Origin of the sequence: Streptomyces pactum, assembly GCF_016031615.1 — a bacterium.
Taxonomy (GTDB): domain Bacteria; phylum Actinomycetota; class Actinomycetes; order Streptomycetales; family Streptomycetaceae; genus Streptomyces; species Streptomyces pactus.
Genome location: NZ_JACYXC010000001.1, coordinates 3,244,029 through 3,264,586 on the forward strand (window position 1 = coordinate 3,244,029; position 20,558 = coordinate 3,264,586).

At 73.6% G+C, this 20,558-nt stretch carries 16 protein-coding genes and 1 pseudogene; 9 read left to right on the forward strand and 8 right to left on the reverse strand.

Annotation, left to right across the window (positions count from 1 at the left end; translation table 11 throughout):
- Positions 1 to 120: 120 nt before the first annotated feature.
- A complete protein-coding gene (locus IHE55_RS12825; RefSeq protein ID WP_197989154.1) occupies positions 121 to 501 on the forward strand; it encodes a MerR family transcriptional regulator in 381 nt (126 codons plus the stop codon).
- Between the two features lie 553 nt (positions 502 to 1,054).
- Here the strand turns inward: IHE55_RS12825 and IHE55_RS12830 are convergent.
- Entirely contained in the window at positions 1,055 to 2,344 is a 1,290-nt protein-coding gene (locus IHE55_RS12830) for a PP2C family protein-serine/threonine phosphatase (protein WP_197989155.1), read from the reverse strand.
- Positions 2,345 to 2,978: 634 nt separating this feature from the next.
- Positions 2,979 to 4,035: pseudogene (locus IHE55_RS33095) on the reverse strand (C40 family peptidase).
- Between the two features lie 800 nt (positions 4,036 to 4,835).
- Here IHE55_RS33095 and pstS point away from each other — a divergent pair.
- From pstS to pstB, 4 genes are all read left to right on the forward strand, one after another.
- The gene (gene pstS, locus IHE55_RS12840; RefSeq protein WP_197989156.1) at positions 4,836 to 5,957 is read left to right on the forward strand and encodes a phosphate ABC transporter substrate-binding protein PstS; all 1,122 of its coding nucleotides are present in this window, start codon (positions 4,836 to 4,838) and stop codon (positions 5,955 to 5,957) included.
- 101 nt (positions 5,958 to 6,058) lie between these two features.
- On the forward strand, positions 6,059 to 7,063 hold the full coding sequence (gene pstC, locus IHE55_RS12845) for a phosphate ABC transporter permease subunit PstC (protein WP_197989157.1): 1,005 nt from the start codon (positions 6,059 to 6,061) through the stop codon (positions 7,061 to 7,063).
- Positions 7,060 to 8,139, forward strand: coding sequence for a phosphate ABC transporter permease PstA (gene pstA, locus IHE55_RS12850; RefSeq protein ID WP_197989158.1), 1,080 nt, complete (start codon positions 7,060 to 7,062; stop codon positions 8,137 to 8,139). The genes pstC and pstA overlap by 4 nt, the downstream gene beginning before the upstream one ends.
- A 58-nt stretch (positions 8,140 to 8,197) precedes the next feature.
- Positions 8,198 to 8,974: a phosphate ABC transporter ATP-binding protein PstB gene (gene pstB / locus IHE55_RS12855; protein WP_197989159.1), complete on the forward strand. Its 777-nt coding sequence runs from the start codon at positions 8,198 to 8,200 to the stop codon at positions 8,972 to 8,974.
- Positions 8,975 to 9,277: 303 nt separating this feature from the next.
- Here pstB and IHE55_RS12860 read toward each other — a convergent pair whose 3' ends face one another.
- Complete coding sequence (locus IHE55_RS12860; RefSeq protein WP_197989160.1) at positions 9,278 to 10,276, reverse strand: inorganic phosphate transporter; 999 nt, start codon at positions 10,274 to 10,276, stop codon at positions 9,278 to 9,280.
- Positions 10,277 to 10,282: 6 nt separating this feature from the next.
- A complete protein-coding gene (locus IHE55_RS12865; RefSeq protein ID WP_030837909.1) occupies positions 10,283 to 10,903 on the reverse strand; it encodes a DUF47 domain-containing protein in 621 nt (206 codons plus the stop codon).
- 193 nt (positions 10,904 to 11,096) lie between these two features.
- On the opposite strand from IHE55_RS12865, the gene IHE55_RS12870 reads away from it, so the two are divergent.
- Complete coding sequence (locus IHE55_RS12870; protein WP_197989161.1) at positions 11,097 to 11,480, forward strand: metal-sensitive transcriptional regulator; 384 nt, start codon at positions 11,097 to 11,099, stop codon at positions 11,478 to 11,480.
- 1,271 nt (positions 11,481 to 12,751) lie between these two features.
- Here IHE55_RS12870 and IHE55_RS12875 read toward each other — a convergent pair.
- Both IHE55_RS12875 and IHE55_RS12880 read right to left on the reverse strand, forming a co-directional pair.
- Positions 12,752 to 12,934, reverse strand: a complete 183-nt coding sequence (locus IHE55_RS12875) for a hypothetical protein (RefSeq protein ID WP_197989162.1) — start codon at positions 12,932 to 12,934, stop codon at positions 12,752 to 12,754.
- A 547-nt stretch (positions 12,935 to 13,481) separates the two neighbouring features.
- On the reverse strand, positions 13,482 to 14,366 hold the full coding sequence (locus IHE55_RS12880) for a hypothetical protein (protein WP_307826635.1): 885 nt from the start codon (positions 14,364 to 14,366) through the stop codon (positions 13,482 to 13,484).
- A 377-nt stretch (positions 14,367 to 14,743) separates the two neighbouring features.
- Here IHE55_RS12880 and IHE55_RS12885 point away from each other — a divergent pair, with 377 nt between their 5' ends.
- Positions 14,744 to 16,360, forward strand: coding sequence for an FAD-binding oxidoreductase (locus IHE55_RS12885; protein WP_197989163.1), 1,617 nt, complete (start codon positions 14,744 to 14,746; stop codon positions 16,358 to 16,360).
- Positions 16,361 to 16,962: 602 nt separating this feature from the next.
- Here the strand turns inward: IHE55_RS12885 and IHE55_RS12890 are convergent.
- Together IHE55_RS12890 and IHE55_RS12895 are read right to left on the reverse strand one after the other, a co-directional pair.
- Complete coding sequence (locus tag IHE55_RS12890) at positions 16,963 to 17,700, reverse strand: phosphatase PAP2 family protein (protein WP_197989164.1); 738 nt, start codon at positions 17,698 to 17,700, stop codon at positions 16,963 to 16,965.
- Positions 17,701 to 17,897: 197 nt separating this feature from the next.
- A complete protein-coding gene (locus IHE55_RS12895) occupies positions 17,898 to 18,923 on the reverse strand; it encodes a C40 family peptidase (protein WP_197989165.1) in 1,026 nt (341 codons plus the stop codon).
- A 547-nt stretch (positions 18,924 to 19,470) separates the two neighbouring features.
- On the opposite strand from IHE55_RS12895, the gene IHE55_RS12900 reads away from it, so the two are divergent.
- Together IHE55_RS12900 and IHE55_RS12905 are read left to right on the forward strand one after the other, a co-directional pair.
- Entirely contained in the window at positions 19,471 to 19,695 is a 225-nt protein-coding gene (locus IHE55_RS12900; RefSeq protein WP_307826637.1) for a DUF397 domain-containing protein, read from the forward strand.
- Positions 19,696 to 19,996: 301 nt separating this feature from the next.
- Positions 19,997 to 20,308, forward strand: coding sequence for a DUF8827 family protein (locus IHE55_RS12905; RefSeq protein ID WP_197989167.1), 312 nt, complete (start codon positions 19,997 to 19,999; stop codon positions 20,306 to 20,308).
- The last annotated feature ends 250 nt before the right edge of the window (positions 20,309 to 20,558 follow it).

The window sequence follows — 20,558 nt, forward strand, 5'->3', positions numbered from 1 at the left end:
CGCCGGGACGGCCACGCGACGGGCCCGGAATGCCGCCGCCCGGGGCGACGTTATGGCTTGACACCGATGGGAAGGTCAAACGGAACCGGGCCCGGAGGGGCTCGACACAAGGCGGGGCACATGCTGATCGGAGAGTTGGCCCGGCGTACCGGGGTCAGCACACGGCTGCTGCGTTACTACGAGAAGCAGGGGTTGCTCACCTCCCGGCGCGGGCCGAACGACTACCGGTACTACGACGAGGAGTCGGTGGTCACCGTGCGGCAGATCCGCGCCCTGCTGGCCGCCGGGCTGTCCACCGAGGTCATCCGCTCGGTGCTGCCCTGTGTCCGGGGCGAGCAGCCGGAGTTCGTCTGGTGCCGGGACGTACGGAGCGTGCTGGACCGGGAGTTGGCGGCGATGGACGAGCGGATCGACGGCCTGCGGCGCACCCGCGGCACCCTCGCGGAGTACCTGGCCCAGCCCTCGGCCGGTGCCGGTGCCGGCGGGCCCGCCCGGCACTGAGCCGGCGTTATTCGCGTACAGCCGGGCCGTGGCCCGGGCGGGCATCAGCGGGTCCGGGCGACGGCCGCGCCCGGTACGGGAATCGCCGTCGCGGCTCCCCGGCGCCGGTCTCGCCGTCGCGGCCCCGGTCCGGCACCGGGTCCCGGTCCGGCGCCGGCGTCCCGGCATCGGCCCTGACCTGCATGACCGGCGTCTGCCCTCGCGCCGCCCCGCGCGGGCGGGCCGGCACCGGCTTCACCGCGGCACCGGCTTCACCGCGGCACCGGGTCCCGAGCCGACGCCCGGGCCCCGCCGGGTCCTCCCCCGCGCCGGCCCCGGCGGCTCATGCCGTACCGGACCCCCGGGTTCCGTCCCACCGTGCGGACCGCGGGGCGTACCGGACCACGGCCCGCCGCACGGGACGGATCACAGGTGGCGCCGCCGTACCCGGCACGGCCGCCCACGCGCACCGGACCGGGCGGGTGTGCCGCCCCACCGCACCCGGCCGGGCGGGTGTGCCGTCCCACCGGGCGTACCCGGAGGGGCATACCCGGGCGGGCCGGGGGCGTGCCGTTCAGCCGCGGTCGAGGAGGAGCACCGCGAGGTCGTCGGTGAGTTCGCCGCCGTTGAGGGCGCGTACCTCGGTGACGGTCGCGTCCAGCAGTTCCTCGCCGGTCAGTCCCGCGGCGAGCTGCCGGGCCACGATCTCCACCATCCCCTCCTGGCCGAGCCGCTGCCGGCTGCCCGCGCCGACGCGCCCCTCGATCAGTCCGTCGGTGTACATCATCAGGCTCCAGGCACCGCCGAGTTCCACCTGCCGGCGCGGCCAGCGGGCGTGCGGCAGCAGGCCCAGCGCCGGGCCGCTCGCCTCGTACGGCAGCACCCGGGGCGGCAGGCCGGCCCGTACCACCAGCGGTGAGGGGTGCCCGGCCAGGCACACCCCGGCGCGCCGGCCGTCCGGGGAGATGTCCACGGTGCACAGCGTCGCGAAGATCTCGTCGTCCGCGCGCTCGTGCTCCAGCACCTGCTGCAGGGTGCTCAGCAGCTGGTCGCCGCAGAGCCCGGCGAAGGTCAGCGCCCGCCAGGCGATCCGCAGCTCGACACCGAGGGCGGCCTCGTCCGGGCCGTGGCCGCAGACGTCGCCGATCATGGCGTGCACCGTGCCGTCGGGGGTGCGGACGGTGTCGTAGAAGTCCCCGCCGAGCAGCGCGCGGCTCCGCCCGGGCCGGTAGCGGGCGGCGAACCGCAGGTCGGAGCCGCCCAGCAGGGGCGTGGGCAGCAGGCCGCGCTCCAGCCGGGCGTTCTCCTGGGCCCGCAGCCGGGACTCGGTGAGCTGGCGCTGTGCCAGGTCGGCGCGCTTGCGCTCGATGGCGTAGCGGATGGCCCGGCTGAGGACCCGGCCGTTGAGCTCGTCACGGAAGAGGTAGTCCTGGGCGCCGACCCGGACAGCCTCCGCGGCGCGCTCCGCGTCCCCTTCCGAGGTGAGCGCGAGCACGGCGTGCGACGGTGCCAGACGGAGCACCTGCCGGAGGGTGCCGAGGGCGTCCGCGGAACCGCCGCCCGCCTCCGGGGCCCCGGACGCGGCCCCGCCGGTCCCGTTGCCTGCGCCGCCGTGGTGCGGCAGGGCGAGGTCCAGCAGGATGCAGTGCACGTCGTCGGTGAGGAGCCGGGCGGCCTCGGTGAGGTTGCGCGCGGTGCGGACCCGGACCCGGTTGCCGTCGGTGTCCAGCATCTCCGGGAAGGTGACCGAGCAGACCGGGTCGTCCTCGATCACCAGGAGTGTGAGGCCGCCGTCGGGCAGCGGCACCGGCGGGCCCGCCGGTGCGGCGGGCGCTTCCCGCTGCCTCGGCACGGGTACGGACATGCTCGATCCCTTCCCTCCCCCCGAGGGCCGGCGCCCCGCCCGTGCGGCGGAACCCGCCCGGTACCCGCTGACTGGTCAGTTCATGGCGTGTACCGGTCACTCGTTGCGACCCTAGCGTTCGGGGGTGCTCGAACGGAATGACCCCCGGCAGCGAACTTCTGGCATATGCCAACGCCGCTGTGCGGAAATCTGGCACACCCTGCCGAAACCCGCGATGACCAACGTCACGTGGTGGTGGAGTGGACGGTTCCGCCCTCTGCCCCTCCGTCGACCGGGCCGCCGTCCGCCCGCCGGCCGGGACCACGACCGGCCCACCGGGTGCCGATCGGCCAGGAGTCGGTGGCCCGCCGAATGCCGGGTGCGGCCGGCCAGCCGGATGCCGGCACCCGTCGGGTGCCGGATGCCGCCGGCCCGTCGGGTGCCGGTAGCCGGTGGGCCGGTGGCCGCGGGGGGCGTGCCGGGCGGGCGTGCCGGAACCGGACGGCCGTGGCGCGTCACCACCGCGGCGGCCGGCCCGCGGAGCCGGCGGCCGGCAGGCCGCGCCGGCCGCGGCAGCCGCCGGACCCCGGCCCGGACCCCCGCCCCGGGCCGGGGCCCGGGCCCGGCGTGCCCGTCCGCCGGGCCTCCGCCACGGTCACCCGCCGGGGCGCACCACCCCGAGGATCGGCATCGAGCCCGCCCCCGCGAGGGTGACCTGCCGGCCCGGCCGGGGGGCGTGCACCATCACACCGTCCCCGACGTACATCCCGACGTGGGTGGCGTCCCGGTAGTAGACGATCAGGTCGCCCGGGCGCAGGTCCGTCACCTCCACCCTGGGCAGCCGCCGCCACTGCTCCTGCGAGGTGCGCGGGATGACGAGGCCGGCCGCGGCCCACGCCTTGAGGGTCAGCCCCGAGCAGTCGTAGGACTCCGGCCCCTCGGCGCCCCACACGTAGTCCTTGCCGATCTGTGCCCGGGCGAACTCCACCGCCCGCGTTCGCGGCACTCTCGCCGATCCGGTCGAGTATCCCGGTACGGAGCCACTTCTCCTGCGCCTTCCGCGCCTTCTCCTCCTCCAGCCGGCGCAGCCGCTCCCGCTCCTCCTTCTTGAGCTTCGACTCCAGCTTCTTCGCCTCGTTCAGCTTCCGGTTGATCTCCTTGCGGGCCGTCTCCTTCTTCACCCGCTCCGCGTCGAGCCGGGACCACTCCCGGGAGGCGGACTCCGCGTAGCGGTCCAGCCGCTCCCGGGTCCGCGCCAGGCGGCCGATCACCCCGCCGGTGGCGTGCCGGCCCTTGCGGGCGAGGGAGACGCCGTCGAGGAAGTCCTGCGGGTCGTCGGAGAGCAGCAGGCGCGCCTCCGGGAGCACCCGGCCGTCGCGGTACTGGGCCCGGGCCAGCGCCCCGGCCTGCACGGTGAGCGCGTCCATCTCCACACTGGCCCGGAGCACCGCCTGCGAGATGCGCACCACGGCCCGCTCCTGCGCGCCCTGCGCCCCCCGGGCCAGGTTGTACGCGTCGGTGGCGGCCTCGGCCTGCCGGTACAGCGACTCGACCTTGCGGTGCACCGCCTCCAGGTCCGCGGCCCCGGCGGCCGGCTCCGGGTCGTCCGGTGCCGCGTACGCCGGCCCGGTCAGCCCCGGTACGGTCACCGCGCAGATCAGCGCTGCCACCACCACCGGGCCGGTGCCCCTCCCCCTGCCGTCACGTCTCACCGGGCATCGTCCCTTCGTCTGGGTTCGTTCGGTTCGTCCAGGTCCGTTCCCTGCGCCCTTGCGTCTCGCCCGTACGTCGTCCACCCGCCGCGTTACCGGCGCGTAGGAACGGATGGTGGCACGGCACACCGGCGTCCGACAGAGCACTTCGGGCATGACCGCGCGGAAAAAGCACCCCACCGGGGCAGCACCGGCGGCCGGGTGGGTGGCTCCGGCGCGCACGGCCCGGGCAGCCGGCACCACCGCGCGCCGCCGGACTCCCCACGCGCCCCCCGCCATGCGCCGCCGGGCTCCCCCGCGCCCCACCACACCTGTACCGCGCCCACCGCCGGGCTCTCCTCGCGCCCCCGCCGCGTCCGGCCCTCCGCCGCCGGCCTCACCCCGATCCGCGCCCCGGGAGGAGCCGGCCACCGGGCCGGACGTACCCGGCCCCGCCCCGTCCGCACCGACCGTTTCCGGCCGCGCCGAGAGGCGCCGCCGGAGGTGTCCCCGGCCCCGGCCGGACCGCCTGCCGGGCAGGCCCCCGGCCGGGTCCGGAAGGCGCCCCCGGGCCGCCCCGGGCGGCACGTTCCGTGACCGCCTCGGCACCCTCACACCAGGCCACCACCCTGACGGCCGAGGTTCACCCACCGTTCACTCACGCCCATCAGCGGCTTCACCTGATCTGCCTAATTTCGGGCTTACGGAGTGCCAGCCGCGCCCCGGCGCGGTTTAAACACAACCGCCAGCTGAATCCCCGCACCACCGACTTCTCCTCGCACGCCGTCCCCACCGGCGGCTCCCGGAAGGAACTCCTGAAAGTGAAGCTTCAGCGCAAGAACCGGCTTCGCGCCATCGCCGCCGGTGCTCTCGCCGTCTCTGGCGCCCTGGCCCTCACGGCTTGTGGTTCCGATGACAACAGCAAGGACGGCGGGGGCGACAAGTCCCAGGCCTCCAGCAACATCAAGTGCGATGGCAAGGGCAACCTGCTCGCTTCCGGCTCCTCCGCCCAGAAGGGCGCCATGGAGCTGTGGGTCCGCAACTACATGGCGGCCTGCAGCGGCACCCAGATCAACTACAAGCCCACCGGTTCCAGCGCGGGCATCGAGGAGTTCCTGCAGGGGAAGACCGCCTTCGCCGGTTCCGACTCGGCGCTGAAGGAGGACGAGATCGCCTCCTCCTCCAAGGTCTGCAAGGACAGCCAGGCCATCAGCATCCCGATGGTCGGCGGCCCCATCGCCATCGGCTACAACGTGCCGGGCGTGGACAAGCTCACCCTGGACCCCGCGACCCTGGCGAAGATCTTCGACTCGAAGATCAAGAAGTGGAACGACCCGGCGATCGCCGAGCTGAACAAGGGCGTCAAGCTGCCCGACCTGAACATCCAGGCGTACCACCGCTCGGACGGCTCCGGCACCACCGACAACTTCACCAAGTACCTCAAGGCCGTCGCCCCCGACGCGTGGCCGTACGAGCCGTCGAAGACCTGGGAGGCCAAGGGCGGCCAGTCCGCCGACGGCTCCTCCGGTGTCGCGGCCCAGGTCGCCCAGGTCAAGGGCGCGATCTCCTACTTCGAGATCTCCTACGTCAAGGACGGCATGAAGACCGTGGACCTCGCCACCGGCGCGGCCCAGCCGGTCCCGGCCACCATCGACAACGCCTCCAAGGCCATCGCCGAGGCGAAGATCGTCGGCAAGGGCAAGGACCTCGCCCTGGAGCTGGCCTACGGCACCAAGGCCGAGGGTGCCTACCCGATCACCCTGGTGACGTACGAGATCGCCTGCGAGAAGGGCAACAAGGCGGACACCCTGGCCGCCACCAAGTCCTTCCTGACCTACCTGGCCAGCGAGGACGGCCAGGCGGCGGTGAAGGAGCGCGGTTACGCCCCGCTGCCCGCGGAGATCGCCACCAAGGTCCGCGAGACCGTTTCCAGCCTGTCCTGACCCGAGCGCGGCCGGTTCCCGCTCCCGGGGACCGGCCGCGGCCATCCGGTGCACCGCCGCGCCAGGAGCCGCCACCGGCGGCTCCGCAGACCGGAGAAACCATGAGCGACATAACCACAGACCCCGGCAGTCCACCGCTGCCGGACAGCCCGGCCCCACAGACCAGGAAGGCCAAGAGCACCGGCCGCGTCGGTGACAAGGTCTTCGTCGGCCTCTCCCGGGGCGCGGGCATCGCCCTCCTGCTGATCATGCTGGCGATCGCCGCCTTCCTCGCGGTCCGCGCCAGCAACGCCCTCTCCGCCAACGAGGGCAACTTCTTCACCTCCTTCGAGTTCGACCTGCACAGCGACCCGCCGTACTTCGGCATCGCGGTGCTGGCCTTCGGCACCATCGTCAGCTCGCTGATCGCCATGGTCATCGCGGTGCCGATCGCGGTCGCCATCGCGCTCTTCATCACGCACTACGCCCCGCGCCGGCTCTCCGGCCCCATCGGCTACGTGATCGACCTGCTCGCGGCCATCCCCAGCATCGTCTACGGCCTGTGGGGCGCGCTCTTCCTCGTCCCGCACCTCGAAGGCCTCTACAAGTGGCTCGACGACTACTTCGGCTGGACGAAAATCTTCGAGTACCACGACGGCGCCGCCCGGTCGCTGTTCACCGTCGGCATCCTGCTGGCCATCATGATCCTGCCGATCATCACCAGCGTCAGTCGTGAGGTCTTCCGCCAGGTCCCGGCCATGCACGAGGAGGCGGCCCTCGCCCTCGGCGCCACTCGCTGGGAGGTCATCCGCATGTCGGTGCTGCCGTTCGGGCGCTCCGGCGTGATCAGCGCCTCGATGCTGGGCCTGGGCCGGGCGCTCGGCGAGACGATGGCCGTGGCCACCGTCCTCTCCACCAGCTGGGACATCGCCCCCAGCCTGCTCGACGCGGGCGGCGGCACCTTCGCCCAGAACATCGCCAGCAGCTTCGGCGAGGCGTCCGGCGAGATGGGCAAGGACGTGCTGATCGCCACCGGTCTGGTGCTCTTCGTCATCACCCTGATCGTCAACGGCGCGGCCCGCCTGGTCATCGCCCGCAACAAGGAGTTCTCGGGGGCCAACGGATGAGCGAGATCCTGAAGGACCACCCCGCGGCGGCGGAAACCGCGCCGCTGAGCGTCCCGCTCGCCCAGCCCCGGCTGCCCCGCTGGGCCCCCGCCGCGATCGCGCTCGGCTCCGCGGCCGTGGGCGCCGGCACCGGCCTCGCGGCCGGCCTGGACAGCAAGGTCCAGTGGGGCCTGATCGCGGCCGTGGTGTTCGTCGCCGTCTCCTTCGTCCTCGCGGCGCGGGTGGAGGGCCGGCGTCAGGCCAAGGACCGGCTGGCCACCAGCCTGGTCTGGGTCGCGTTCCTGCTCGCCGTGGCACCCCTGGTCTCGCTGCTGTGGGAGACCCTGGAGCGCGGCTCCAAGGTCCTGGACATGGACTTCCTGACCCACTCGATGGGCGGCATGCTCAGCGACGAGCCCGGTGGCGGCGTGTACCACGCGATCATCGGCACCCTGGAGCAGGTCGGGATCGCCACCCTGATCGCCGCCCCGATCGGCATGCTGACCGCCATCTACCTGGTGGAGTACGGCCGCGGCGCGCTGGCCAAGGCGGTCACCTTCTTCGTCGACGTCATGACCGGCATCCCCTCGATCGTCGCCGGTCTGTTCGTCCTCAGCTTCTGGATCCTGCTGCTGGACAACGGCTACTCCGGCTTCGCGGGCGCGATGGCGCTGGCCATCCTGATGATGCCGGTGGTCGTCCGGTCCACCGAGGAGATGCTCAAGCTGGTCCCGAACGAGCTGCGCGAGGCGTCCCTGGCGCTGGGCGTGCCCAAGTGGCGCACGATCATCAAGGTGGTGCTCCCCACGGCCATCGGCGGCATCACCACCGGTGTGATGCTGGCCGTCGCCCGGATCGCCGGTGAGACCGCGCCGATCGTCCTGCTGGTCTTCGGCAACCCCCTGATCAACACCAACCCCTTCGAGGGCGAGCAGTCCTCGCTGCCGTACTACGTGTTCGAGCAGTGGAAGGTGGGCGAGGACGCGGCGTACGACCGCGCCTGGGCGGCGGCGCTCGTCCTGATCGCCTTCGTGATGATCCTCAACCTGGTGGCCCGCGGCATCGCCCGCTGGAAGGCCCCGAAGACCGGCCGCTAAGCCTGATGTCCGCGGCCCCACGGCGTGGGGCCGCATCCGAAGAAGAGAAGTGATTTCCATGGCCAAGCGCATCGACGTCAGCGGCCTCACCGCGTACTACGGCAACCACAAGGCCATCGAGGACATCTCGATGACCGTCGAGCCCCGCTCCGTGACGGCCTTCATCGGCCCGTCCGGCTGCGGCAAGTCCACCTTCCTGCGCACCCTCAACCGGATGCACGAGGTCACCCCGGGCGGCCGGGTCGAGGGCAAGGTGATGCTGGACGACGAGGACCTGTACGGCACCGGGGTGGACCCGGTCTCCGTGCGCCGCACGGTCGGCATGGTCTTCCAGCGTCCGAACCCCTTCCCGACCATGTCGATCTTCGACAACGTCGCGGCCGGCCTCCGCCTCAACGGCTCGTACAAGAAGAGCGAGCTGAGCGACGTGGTGGAGAAGTCGCTCAAGGGCGCCAACCTCTGGAACGAGGTCAAGGACCGGCTCAACAAGCCGGGCGCCGGCCTCTCCGGCGGTCAGCAGCAGCGGCTGTGCATCGCCCGCGCCATCGCGGTCGAGCCGCAGGTGCTGCTGATGGACGAGCCCTGCTCGGCGCTGGACCCGATCTCCACGCTCGCCATCGAGGACCTGATCGGTGAGCTGAAGGAGCGCTTCACGATCGTCATCGTGACGCACAACATGCAGCAGGCGGCCCGCGTCTCGGACCGCACCGCCTTCTTCAACCTGGCGGGCGTCGGACAGCCGGGCAAGCTGATCGAGATCGACGAGACCGAGCGGATCTTCTCCAACCCGTCCGTCCAGGCCACCGAGGACTACATCTCGGGCCGGTTCGGCTGACGGGCCGACTCGGCTGACGGACCCGTCCGGCCCGGCCGGTCGGCCGAACCGGTCGGCCGGCCGCGGACCGGCCGCGGGGGCCGGTGGCGGTCCGGCCACCGGTCCCGATGCGGCCGACCGGCCGCGGGCGGCCGACGGGCTCCGGACCGGCCGACCGGTCACCCCCGGCCGCGGGCTCCCGGCGGCCTTACACAGAACGTCCTGCGGTGCTGCATGGCGGTGCCACCGCATGGCGAAAGGGCCCGCCCCCGGTTCTCCCGGGGGCGGGCCCGTCCGTTCGCGCTGCCCCTCAGGGGCCGGCCGTCAGCCGAAGATGAGCCGGACCACGCCGTAACTCATCGCGGCCACGACCGCCGCGGCCGGCATGGTGATGAACCAGCCCATGATGATGTTCTTCGCGACGCCCCAGCGCACCGCGTTGACCCGCTTGGTGGCCCCCACGCCCATGATCGCCGAGGTGATGACGTGCGTGGTGGAGATCGGCGCGTGGAACATGAAGGACGCGGTGTACATGACCGAGGCCGCGGTGGTCTCCGCGGCGAAGCCCTGCGGCGGGTCCAGCTCGATGATCCGGCGGCCGAGGGTCCGCATGATCCGCCAGCCGCCCGCGTAGGTGCCCAGCGACAGCATCAGCGCACAGGCGATCTTGACCCACACCGGGATCGGGTCGCCGGCGTCCTCCACGTCGGCGATGACCAGGGCCATCACCACGATGCCCATGGTCTTCTGGGCGTCCTGGAGACCGTGGCCGAGCGCCATGCCGGCGGCCGAGACCGTCTGCGCGATACGGAAGCCGCGCTTGGCCTTGTGCGGGTTGGTCCGCCGGAACAGCCACATGATCACGACCATCACGAGATAGCCGAGGATCAGGCCGACGAAGGGCGAGACGAACATCGGGATGACGACCTTCTCGACCACCCCGGACCAGATCACGTCGATGCCGCCGGCCAGCGCCGCGCCCACCATGCCGCCGAAGAGGGCGTGCGAGGACGAGGACGGCAGGCCGAAGTACCAGGTGATCAGGTTCCAGACGATCGCGCCCACCAGGGCGGCGAAGAGGATGCCCATCCCCTTGTCGCCCGAGGGCGTCTCGATCAGCCCCTCGCTGACGGTCTTGGCGACCCCGCTGCCGAGGAAGGCGCCGGCGAGGTTCATCACCGCCGCCATCGCGAGCGCCGCCCGGGGGGTCAGGGCCCGGGTGGAGACCGAGGTCGCGATGGCGTTGGCGGAGTCGTGGAAGCCGTTGGTATAGGTGAAGAAGAGCGCGACCCCGATGGTCACGACGAGCGCGAAGGTGTCCACCGGAGGTCAGGACTCCTTGACCGCGATGGTCTCGACGGTGTTGGCCACGTGCTCGAAGGCGTCGGCGGCCTCCTCCAGCACATCCACGATCTGCTTGAGCTTGAGCACCTCGATGGCGTCGTACTTGCCGTTGAACAGGTGCGCCAGCAGCTTGCGGTGGATCTGGTCCGCCTGGTTCTCCAGACGGTTCACCTCGATCCAGTACTCCGTGAGGTTCGTCATGGTGCGCAGGTTCGGCATGGCCTCGGCGGTCAGCTCGGCCGCCCGAGCCAGCACCTCGATCTGCTGTTCGACGCCCTTGGGAAGCTCCTCGACCTGGTAGAGGACGACCAGATCGACGGCCTCCTCCATGAAGTCCATGATGTCGTCGAGCGAGGACGCGAGGGAGTAGATGTCCTCGCGGTCGAACGGCGTGATGAAAGAGGAGTTCAGCTGGTGGAAGATCGCGTGCGTCGCGTCATCGCCCGCGTGCTCCGCGGCCCGCATCCGTTCGGCAATCTCGGCCCGAGCGGAGGAGTCCGCCCCGAGCAGTTCCATGAGGAGTTTCGAGCCCGTGACGATGTTGTCCGCGGAGGCGGCGAACATGTCGTAGAAGCTCGTCTCCCTGGGGGTCAGACGAAAGCGCACTGGGGATCCTCGGGGTACAGCGGATTCGGTCTCGTTGATGCTAGGCGCATCATCCGGCCACGGCTAACCGGCATTCACCCAGTGTCGCCCATCGGGCATCGTGCTCTGCACCGGGTCCGGACTCAGTCGGACAAATGGGGTACCGTATACCCGCAGGGGGTATCCGGGGGACAGGACAGAACGAGAGGACGCCATGACCACCACGGCAGCCGACACCAGCGCCGCCGACGGCGACCAGCCGACCGACGCATGCGCCGCCCAGCCCCACGGGCCGCACGGCTACGCCAAGCAGAAGGACCAGCACCTCAAGCGCCTCCGCCGCATCGAAGGGCAGATCAGGGGCTTGCAGCGGATGGTGGACGAGGATGTCTACTGCATCGACATACTCACCCAGGTGTCGGCGAGCACGAAGGCCCTCCAGTCCTTTGCCCTGCAACTGCTCGAAGAACACCTCCGGCACTGCGTCGCCAGCGCGGCGGTGCAGAGCGCCAACCAGGACGCGGACGCCGGCGGTGAGGAGATCGAGGCCAAGGTCGCCGAGGCCACCGCGGCCATCGCCCGCCTGCTGAGGACCTGATCCACCACGGCCGGCCCCGGGCGGCCCGGGCCCGCTCCGGCCGCCCGGGCGCGACCCGCCGCCGGCGGCGTCCACCCTGGTCACCGGCGGGCCCGACGCCCCCGCGACCTGCGGCGACCGGTCCCCGTGGCGGCCGGCGTCGGGGCGGCGGCCGGCGTCACCCGGGCCGGGCGAGCACCGGCGGCGCGCCGGGCGAGGTGACGGACGCCGCGGGGCGTGGCGGTCCCGGCGGGTGCCGCGAGGTGCGGCGGGTACCGGCGGGTGCCAAGGGACGCGGTGGGCACCACGGGGCGCGGTGGGTGCCGGCGGGTCGAACGCACCCGGGCCGGGACGCGGGCGGCACCGGCCCCTGCCGGACCCGCGCCCGCTGTACGACCGCTGCCTGCGGCGCCCCCGCCGGCGAACTCCGCCGCGTCACGCCCGGTACCGCGGCCGGGAGCGACGGCCGACCCGGCGGACGGCCCCGCCGACCAGGAGAAGCCGGAAGGCCTCCCGACCAGGGAGGCGGGAAATGCCTCCGCTTCGACCCCCTATCTCCCGTTATCCAGGGAGAGGTCTCCCCGCACACAACGTCTCGAATTCGACGGTCCGCAGCGGCCCGGGCGCGTCCACGCGGGCCTCGCCGCGACGCGCGATTTCGGCCGAAACTCATTCCTCTCCCGGGCAACCTCGGCGAGCGGCGGAGAGTCTTCCGGGCGCACGGCGGGTACCGAGGACGGGCCAGCACCTCGCCCGCCACCGGCGGGCGGGCACCCGGGCCGGCACGGCCGCCGGGACCGGCCCTCGCGGTGAGACGCCCTGCGGCGAGGGGCCTCGCGGTGAGGTCAGCACGGCCGGTGGCGGTCCCCGGCAGCGGTGGCCGGTGAGGCGCGGCGGCGGAGCGGGGCGGCGGCGGGTCGATGCGACCCGCAGTGCGGCGCGGCGCGCCTGGCAGCACCGCGACGGCACGGTGCCGGTCCGCCCGCAGGCACCGCAGACCCCGCCCGTCCACCTGCCGGACACCCATCGCACGATCACCGGGCAGCGCCCAGAAGTGCCGCGAGGCGGCGAGCCCCGGCATCGGACCGCCGCGCGCGGCCCGTCACCCCGACCGCGTCACCCCGACCGCGTCGGCGCACCGGCCTCGGGCGGGCGCGAGCCCCGGACGCGATCCCCGGGCGGGCGCGGTCCCCTGTCGACGCGGTCCCCGGGCGCGGGCGACCCACCGGGCGCACCCCGGAGTCCGGCGGTCGCCCGGCCGCCGTCCGGAAGTCCGCCGGCCGGCCCGGGCGTCAGCCCGCCGAACGCTCCTGGCTGCGGTTGGCCCGGTCGGCCAGGACGCCGAGGACCTCGTCGATCCGGTCCGGGCTGAGCCGGTCCTCCGCCGCGCTCGACGCGGCGATCATCAAATCCCCGTAGAGGTCGATCTCGACCAGGGCCACCGGGTCCGGGCCCGAAAGGCCACGACGCGCCATCACGCGCTTCACCTCCCCTTACCAGCACATGCGAGCACCCACCAGCGGCTTCCCAGCGTAGGGATCGGTACACACTTCGCGCATGGCACGGACGGACCATTTCGCTGGCCCGCCGGGACCGCGCGCCCGCGCCCCGCGCGCCCCGTGCACCCGGGACCCGCCGGTCCCGGACACCCCGCGCCGGCCCACCGCGCCGGGCCCGCCCGGCGCCGGGCCCCGCTCCTCTCACTCCCGGCCCCGCTCCCGCCGTACCGGGCGCCGCGCGCGACCGTGGCGCACCCGCCCCTGGGTCTCCTGACGACGTACCGCACCGCCGACCTCCCCTCGGTCTCGTCCGCCCCGCCCCGTCCCGCGCCGCCGTCCTGCCCGGACGGGTGCCGGGCCGGCGGACCGGACGTCACTGTCCGACCGGCACCGCGACCGGCCCGGTCACCGGCCCCGTCGCCGCGGCTGCCCGCGACCACCGTGCCCACCGGCCGCCCGGACGGCCGGCGCCGTCCCCGGCCGGTCCGTCCCAGCTCCCCCGCCGCCACCCGTACCCGCCCGCTCACCCGCGCGGCGCACCGACCGTACCGGTGAAGATGTCCTCGGGGTCGGGCAGCCGGACCGTGACCCGGGCCCCGAAGTCGTACAGCTCGGTGGTGGAGACGACCTGCTGGCGCACGCCCGAGCCGGTCCACCGCTCGGCCATGGTGAAGCGGTGCCGGACCTTGCGCAGCCGTCCCCGCTCGTCCAGGTACGCGTCGAAGGCCACCACGTGCTCGGTGAAGCCGCGGGCCGCCGCCCCCAGCACCTCCCGGGCCGCGGGCGAGGCCGCCCGGGCCGCCCGGCCGATGTCGGTGACGCCCTGGTAGTGCCGCACCGCGGTCCCGTCCAGCCGCTCCCGGCCCACCAGCCGGACGCCCCGCGCCGCCCGCAGCAGCTCGGCCGCGGTCAGCGGGTCCGTGGCACCTCCGGTCACCAGGTTGCCGTCCACGGCACCCGCGCTCACCACCCGCACCCACTTGTCGTCCGGCACCCCCGCGCCCCGGTTGCGCATGAAGACCGCACCGGCGGCCAGCAGTTCGGTGATCGGCCGGTGCTCCGCCGTGCCCGAGGCGTCCCGGGGCAGCACCAGCCGCAGCCGGCCGCGGCGCCGGTCGAAGTCGTAGCCGCCCCGGCCGCGGATCGCCACCCGGGTGCCGCCGGTCACCGTCTCCACCGTCGTACGGACCCGTGAACTCCCCGCCCGCACCAGGGCGTCCGCCGCGCCCCGCACCCGGGGGCCGCCGTCCCCGCCGGAGCCGCGCCCGTCCACCACCACCGTCTCCGGCGTGCAGCCCGTCAGCAGCAGTCCCGCCGCCAGGCCGCCCGCCAGCACCGCGGACAGTCCGCCGGCCCGCCGCCGGCCGTCCACCGGTACCGGGCGCGGGCTCCCGCGCCACCGGCTCACCCATTCCCCGTACCCCCTGGCCTCGCTCGGGCTCACGCCGCTGCCGCGTGAGACTTACCTTTTTCAACGACCGGGCCCCGAGGGCCGTCACGGGCCCGGTAGCGTGGTCCTGTGCTCGGCCCCGGCAACCCGGGCGGCCCCCGCCCGGGAGCCCCAGGACGACCCCCGCCACCGGACCACGACGGTGGAGAAGGGTTCCTTCGCCACAGCCCGCTGCACCTGCGGGTGGTACGGCCCGGCCCGGCGGGCGCGCTCCCTGGCCCGCGCGGACGCTCTCGGGCATGCGCACCATTCCGGACACTCCGCGGAGGAACCGTGAACCCCCGTTCGCCCTCTGCCTGATGGGGGAAGCAGAGCCGAGACGAACGGAGGTCGCCATGGACAGGCGCACCCTGCTGGCAACCGGGACCGGGATCGCGGCCGGCGCCGCCGCGTGGGCGACCGGCTGCGACAACGGGACAGACGGTGCCGCCCCGGGCCGGACCGCCCCGCACTCCACCGTGACCACCACCGGCTCGGCGATACGCACCGGGTCCGCCGCGCCCGGCGCGCGGCCGGCCGCGCCGCGCGGCACCGACTGGGCCGCCCTCGGCCGGGGACTGCAGGGCGACCTGATACGTCCGGGGGACCGCGACTACGCCACCGCCCGCCAGCTGTACAACACCCGGTTCGACAGCCTCCGCCCGGCCGCCGTCGCCTACATCGGCAACACCTCCGACATAGCCGAGTGCCTCGCCTTCGCCCGGCGCCACGGCGTCCCGGTGGCCATCCGCAACGGCGGGCACAGCTACGCCGGCTGGTCCAGCGGCAACGGGCGCCTGATCATCGATGTCTCCGCGCTGTCGGCGGTCCGCACCGGCTCCGGCACGGCCACCATCGGGGCGGGCGCCAAGCTCATCGACGTCTACACCGCGCTCGGCGCCCGCGGCGTCACGATCCCGGCCGGCTCCTGCCCCACCGTCGGGATCTCCGGTCTCACCCTCGGCGGCGGGCACGGGGTCGTCTCCCGCGCCTACGGACTCACCTGCGACAGCCTCACCGGGGCCCGGATCGTCACCGCGGACGGCAAGGCCCTCGACGTCTCCGCGACCCGGGAGACCGACCTGTTCTGGGCGCTGCGCGGGGCCGGCAACGGGAACTTCGGGGTCGTCACCGAATTGCGGTTCCGCACCCACCGCGCCGCCCCCGGGGTCACCGCCTACATGACCTGGCCCTGGCCGAAGGCGGCCGCGCTGCTGCGCTCCTGGCAGGACTGGGGGCCCAGCCGGCCCGACGAAATCTGGTCCGCGCTCCACCTGTCCGCCGCCCCCGGCCGCACCCCCACCGTCTCGGTCAGCTGCTTCTCGCTGGGCACCTACGGGGACCTGCAGAACGCCGTGGACAACCTCGCCGACCGCGCCGGCGGGCCCGGCCCGGCGTCCCGAGTGAGCCTGCGCCGCCGCGGCTACCTGGAGGCGATGCGGATGTACGCGGGCTGCTCCACCGGCTCCACCGGCCAGTGCCACCTGCCCGGCGGCACCCCCGGCCGCGACGCCGCCGGCATCCTGCGCCGCGAGACCTACGCGGCCCGCTCGGACTTCTTCGACCGCCCGCTCGGCACCGCCGGCATCCGGGCGCTGCTGGACCAGGCCGAGCGCTACGGCCGGCGGGCCGGCGGCGGCGGTGCGGTCGCCATCGCGCTCACCGCGCTCGGCGGTGCGGTGAACCGGGTCTCCCCCACCGCCACCGCGTTCGTCCACCGCCGCTCCCGCTTCCTCGCCCAGTACACCGCCTCCTGGCCGGCCGGCGGCTCCGGCAGCGTGCAGACCGCGTGGCTGGACGGCGCCCACTCCGCGATGCGCCGGTACGCCTCGGGCCGGGCGTACCAGAACTACACCGACGCCCGGCTCACCGACTGGCGCACCGCCTACTACGGGGAGGCCGCCGGCCGGCTCGCCCGGGTGAAGAAGCGCTACGACCCGGACCGGCTCTTCGACTTCCCGCAGGCGCTCTGACGCCCACCGGCGGGCCCGGACGTGGCCCCCGGATGCGGTGGTGCGGGGGCTGCGGACGTGGTGGTGCGGGGACCGCGCGCACGGTACGGGTGCCCGGGCGCGGTACGGGGGCCCGGTGTAGCTCCCCGGGCGCGACGCGGCGGCGGGCGCGGGGCAGGGCGCGGACCCCGAGTGCGGGGCTGCCCAGGGCGGGGCGGCCGGCGTGGGCCGGGCAGGTGGAGGGGCCGGGCGAGGCGGGCCGGACCAGGCCCGCCCTCGGACGAGCCGTTCGGGCTGTCCCCGGAGGAGCCGTTCGGGCCGGAGCGGCCCCGCACGGCGGTTCGGGCCAGGTCGGCGGTGACGGGCCGTTCGAACCAAGACGGCCGTGATCGTTCCTTCGGCGCGTGTCGGGCGAACCGTTGGGGGCCGCGACCCCTCCGGAAGTGCCGGGGAGCCGCGGGAGCCGTGCCGACCGGAGCCGGACCAGTTCGTGTCCGTCGTGCCCGGACCGTTCCGTGCCGACCGTGACCGCCCCGGCCTGAGGGACACCCGGGATACGCCGACGGCCCGTCGCTCCACGGGGAGCGACGGGCCGCGGGGTGTCAGTGGTGGCGGGGGCGGGCTCAGGCCGCCAGGTCCTCGTCCCGGCCGCTGAGCCGGGTCCCCGGCAGCGGCGGGGCGCCCGCCGGCCCGGGGCCGGCCGCCGCGTCGCCGCTCGGCCGGGCCCGGACCAGCCAGCCGGCCCGGGAGCCCGCGATGCCGTGCATCAGCGGCGTCAGCAGCATCATCGCCAGCGGTGCCAGCAGCAGCGCGACGGCGGTGCCCAGCGCGAAGCCGCCCACCACGTCGGTGGGGTAGTGGACGCCCATGTAGACGCGGCAGAACCCTTCCAGCAGGGCGAGGCCGATCGCCGCCAGCCCGTACTTCCGGCTGGCCATGAAGACGCCCACGGCGAGCGCCATGGCGAGCGTGGCGTGGTCACTGACGAACGAGAAGTCGTTCTTGCCGTCCACCAGGACTTCCAGCCCCTGGTGGTCCTTGAACGGCCGGGGCCGCTCCACGAAGTTCCGGATCGGGATGTTGGCGATGAGCGCGAGACCGGCCGCCAGCGGCGCCCAGACCAGCCCGGCGACGGCGCCGGGCGCGTCGGGGTTCCGGCGCGCGCTCCACCAGGCGCCGAGCATGAGCAGCGCCATGCCGAAGATGATCCCGAACTCGCCGACGAACTCCATCACCCGGTCGAACCAGTGCGGAGCGTCCTTGGCGAGTCCGTTGATGTCGTAGAGCAGGCTGACATCAGGGTTCGACTCCGCTCCTCCCCCCACGTTGGCCGGGGAGGAGCCCAGTGCGAGTCCAGCCATAATGCCGCGGCCCCTTATCTCTTACCTGTCGCTGTGTGCAGCTGCCGGCCCCCGTGGGTAGTGCTGCCCCTCACCCCTAGGAAACGCGTCGCTCACGCTCTGCGTTCCCTCCTCCACCCAAAGATCACCGGGACGTTATCGAAGGGTGACCGATCGTGGCAGATCCTGGCCGTTCCCGGGGTGACCCCTGCCCCGATTCACGCGGAATTCGCCAGGCGCAACGCTTTCGCGCCGTCCCGGGTGACCCGGGTGGCACCGATGTAGTCCGGCGTGTCGATGTCGTCGTAGCGGATGACCGCGCCGGTGTACGGCGCGTTGATCATCTTCCCGCCGCCCACGTAGATCCCGACGTGGTGGATCGACCGCGGATCGTCCAGATCGTAGGCGAAGAACACCAGGTCACCGGGGAGCAGCTCGTCGCGCTTGGGATGCGGTCCGGCGTTCCACTGGTCGTTGGCCACCCGCGGCAGTTCGATGCCGACCGAGTGGTAGGCCGCCTTGGTCAGCCCGGAGCAGTCGAACCGCCCGTTGTGCTCGGGGGTGCCGTTGCCGCCCCACAGGTACGGGGTCCCCAGCTTGTCCTGGGCGAAGTAGATCGCCCCGGCCGCCTGCCGGGACGGCGCCACCGGCTGGACCGGCGCCTCGAAGCTCTTCGCCAGGGTGGTGATGCGCTTCACGTACCCCTGGGTCTCCCGGTACGGCGGGACGCCGCCGTACCGGATGACCGCGTAGGCGCCGGCGTTGTACGAGGCGAGCATGTTGTGGGTCGGGTTGCCGGGGACGTCCTTGACGTACTTGGCGAGGGAGCAGTCGTACTTCGCGGCCGAGGGAATGGCGTCCGCGGGGTCCCAGATGTCCCGGTCGCCGTCGTTGTCCCCGTCCACCCCGTGCGCGGCCCAGGTGCCGGGGATGAACTGCGCGAGCCCCTTGGCGTTCGCCGGGCTCTGCGCCTTGGGGTTCCAGCCGCTCTCCTGGTAGAGCTGCGCGGCGAGCAGCGCGGGGTTGATGGCGGGACAGTAGTTGCCCCACTTCATGATCAGGTCCCGGTACGCCGCGGGCACGGACCCCTGCGCCAGCCCCTTGGTGCCACCGGCCGCACCGGTGGACAGGTTTCCGGCAACCACATAGACGCCGATGATCAGCAGTGCGATGAACGAAGAGCACAGCGCGACACCGACACTGACACCCAGCCAGACCCTACGCACCCGCTCATCCTCCCCCATTCGGCGCCGATACGAACGCGTTTCCGCGCCAAGCGGCGGGATTTGAACGGTCGCGGTCCGGTTCGCCACCCCGCACCGCCCGGCAGCGCGGCGCGGTGACCGGGGCGCGGTGGCGGGGCCGCCCCAGGGTCCCGCCCGGCACACGCCGACGACGGCCCGCGGGACCCGCGGGCCGCGCGGCCTGCGCAGGCCGCGGGAGAGGCCGTCCGGGTGACGTGGCCGCCGGCCGAAGCCCCGCCGCCGGCGGCACTGTGCAGGGCGAAACGAGGGTGCGGCCCCACGGGGGAGCGGGCCGTGCGCGTGCCCCGAACGGGCGACCCGTACGGGGCCGGTGCCGTGCGGGAGAGGGGGCCGGCGCCACGGGTGAGGCACCGTCACCCGAACGGCGGCGGACGGCCCGGCACCCGGCCCCGGAGGCCGTCTCACCCGATCGCCGGTTTCCAGCCGTCCCCTCTCCCGGAACCCCTCGATCCGTCTATCGTCAGTTGACCGACCACCCGTCCGGCCTCACCCCGACTCTCCGACGAGGACCACCACCATGACCGACATGTCCGAACTCGAATGGCTGCGCGCGGAACCCGAGGACGGCGAGGAGCTGGAGTCGTACCTGGAGGTCGCCGCGGGTCCGGACGGAATGATCTACATGCGCGAGACCAGCGATCCGGACAACGTCGTCGTCACCACACAGGCCAAGTGGGAGGCGTTCCTCCTGGGCATCAAGGCCGGTGAGTTCGACGACTTCGCCGAGGAACCGCCGGGAACCGGTGGCTGAACCGCGCCCCGGGCCCCCCGCCGGCGCCGGCCGCGCCGCCCGCCCCGGGGCCCCACGGCACCCGGTGACGGTCGGCCCGTCACCACGGGCCGGAGGAGAAGGTGGACTCCGGTGACGAAATGTCACACTATTCACTCGTCCGGTTCTCACCCCGGAGGGCCGTGGCCGACAACACGCATCGGATCCACCAAGAAATGCCGCCAAGTCGACATGCAAGGGCGACTCCGTCAGCGAAGATGGAAGCCGACCCGTGCCATGCGGCACACGTACACAACAACCCATAAGGGGCGGTGAGTTCAAAATGTTCCTGGCAGCCGAAGACGAGGGCGACATCGACACCATCATCGGCGGGATCGCCCCGGATTGGGGCCCCTTCGGGAGCCTCGGGGCCGAGGCCCGCGTCATGATCGAGGTGGTCATGGCGGTGGCCATCCTGCTCTGCCTCGGCATCGCGATCTGGGGTGCCGCCAAACAGCGGATCGGCGCCACCGCGCTCCGCGACACCTTCAGCGCCGAACAGGGCAAGGGACTGATCGTCGCCGGGCTCACCGGCGTCTTCATCATCGGCTCCCTCGGCACCCTGTTCACGATCGTGTACGGCATGGCCATCTAGCGGGCGGGGACGGCCCGGGGACGAGGTCCGCGGCCGTGCCACCGCCCGGCGCAGCGACACCACTACGCCACCCGGCGTACCGGTACCACTGCGCCATCCGGTGGTCGGCCGCGCGCCGCCTGCCCGGACCGGGGCGGGCAGGCGGCCACCCGCCCCCGGGCCGGCGTCCGCCGAACCCGGCCGGCCACACCTCCGGCCGGGCCGGCCCGGGCCGGTGCGAGCCCTCACCCCCGGCGCTCCCCGTCCCCAC

Coding starts and splice junctions, on each gene's coding strand:
- IHE55_RS12825 (WP_197989154.1), top strand. CDS start 121: ATGCTGATCGGAGAGTTGGCCCGGCGTACCGGGGTCAGCACACGGCTG.
- IHE55_RS12830 (WP_197989155.1), bottom strand. CDS start 2,344: ATGTCCGTACCCGTGCCGAGGCAGCGGGAAGCGCCCGCCGCACCGGCG.
- pstC (WP_197989157.1), top strand. CDS start 6,059: ATGAGCGACATAACCACAGACCCCGGCAGTCCACCGCTGCCGGACAGC.
- pstA (WP_197989158.1), top strand. CDS start 7,060: ATGAGCGAGATCCTGAAGGACCACCCCGCGGCGGCGGAAACCGCGCCG.
- pstB (WP_197989159.1), top strand. CDS start 8,198: ATGGCCAAGCGCATCGACGTCAGCGGCCTCACCGCGTACTACGGCAAC.
- IHE55_RS12870 (WP_197989161.1), top strand. CDS start 11,097: ATGACCACCACGGCAGCCGACACCAGCGCCGCCGACGGCGACCAGCCG.
- IHE55_RS12875 (WP_197989162.1), bottom strand. CDS start 12,934: ATGGCGCGTCGTGGCCTTTCGGGCCCGGACCCGGTGGCCCTGGTCGAG.
- IHE55_RS12885 (WP_197989163.1), top strand. CDS start 14,744: ATGGACAGGCGCACCCTGCTGGCAACCGGGACCGGGATCGCGGCCGGC.
- IHE55_RS12890 (WP_197989164.1), bottom strand. CDS start 17,700: ATGGCTGGACTCGCACTGGGCTCCTCCCCGGCCAACGTGGGGGGAGGA.
- IHE55_RS12895 (WP_197989165.1), bottom strand. CDS start 18,923: ATGGGGGAGGATGAGCGGGTGCGTAGGGTCTGGCTGGGTGTCAGTGTC.
- IHE55_RS12900 (WP_307826637.1), top strand. CDS start 19,471: ATGTCCGAACTCGAATGGCTGCGCGCGGAACCCGAGGACGGCGAGGAG.
- IHE55_RS12905 (WP_197989167.1), top strand. CDS start 19,997: ATGTTCCTGGCAGCCGAAGACGAGGGCGACATCGACACCATCATCGGC.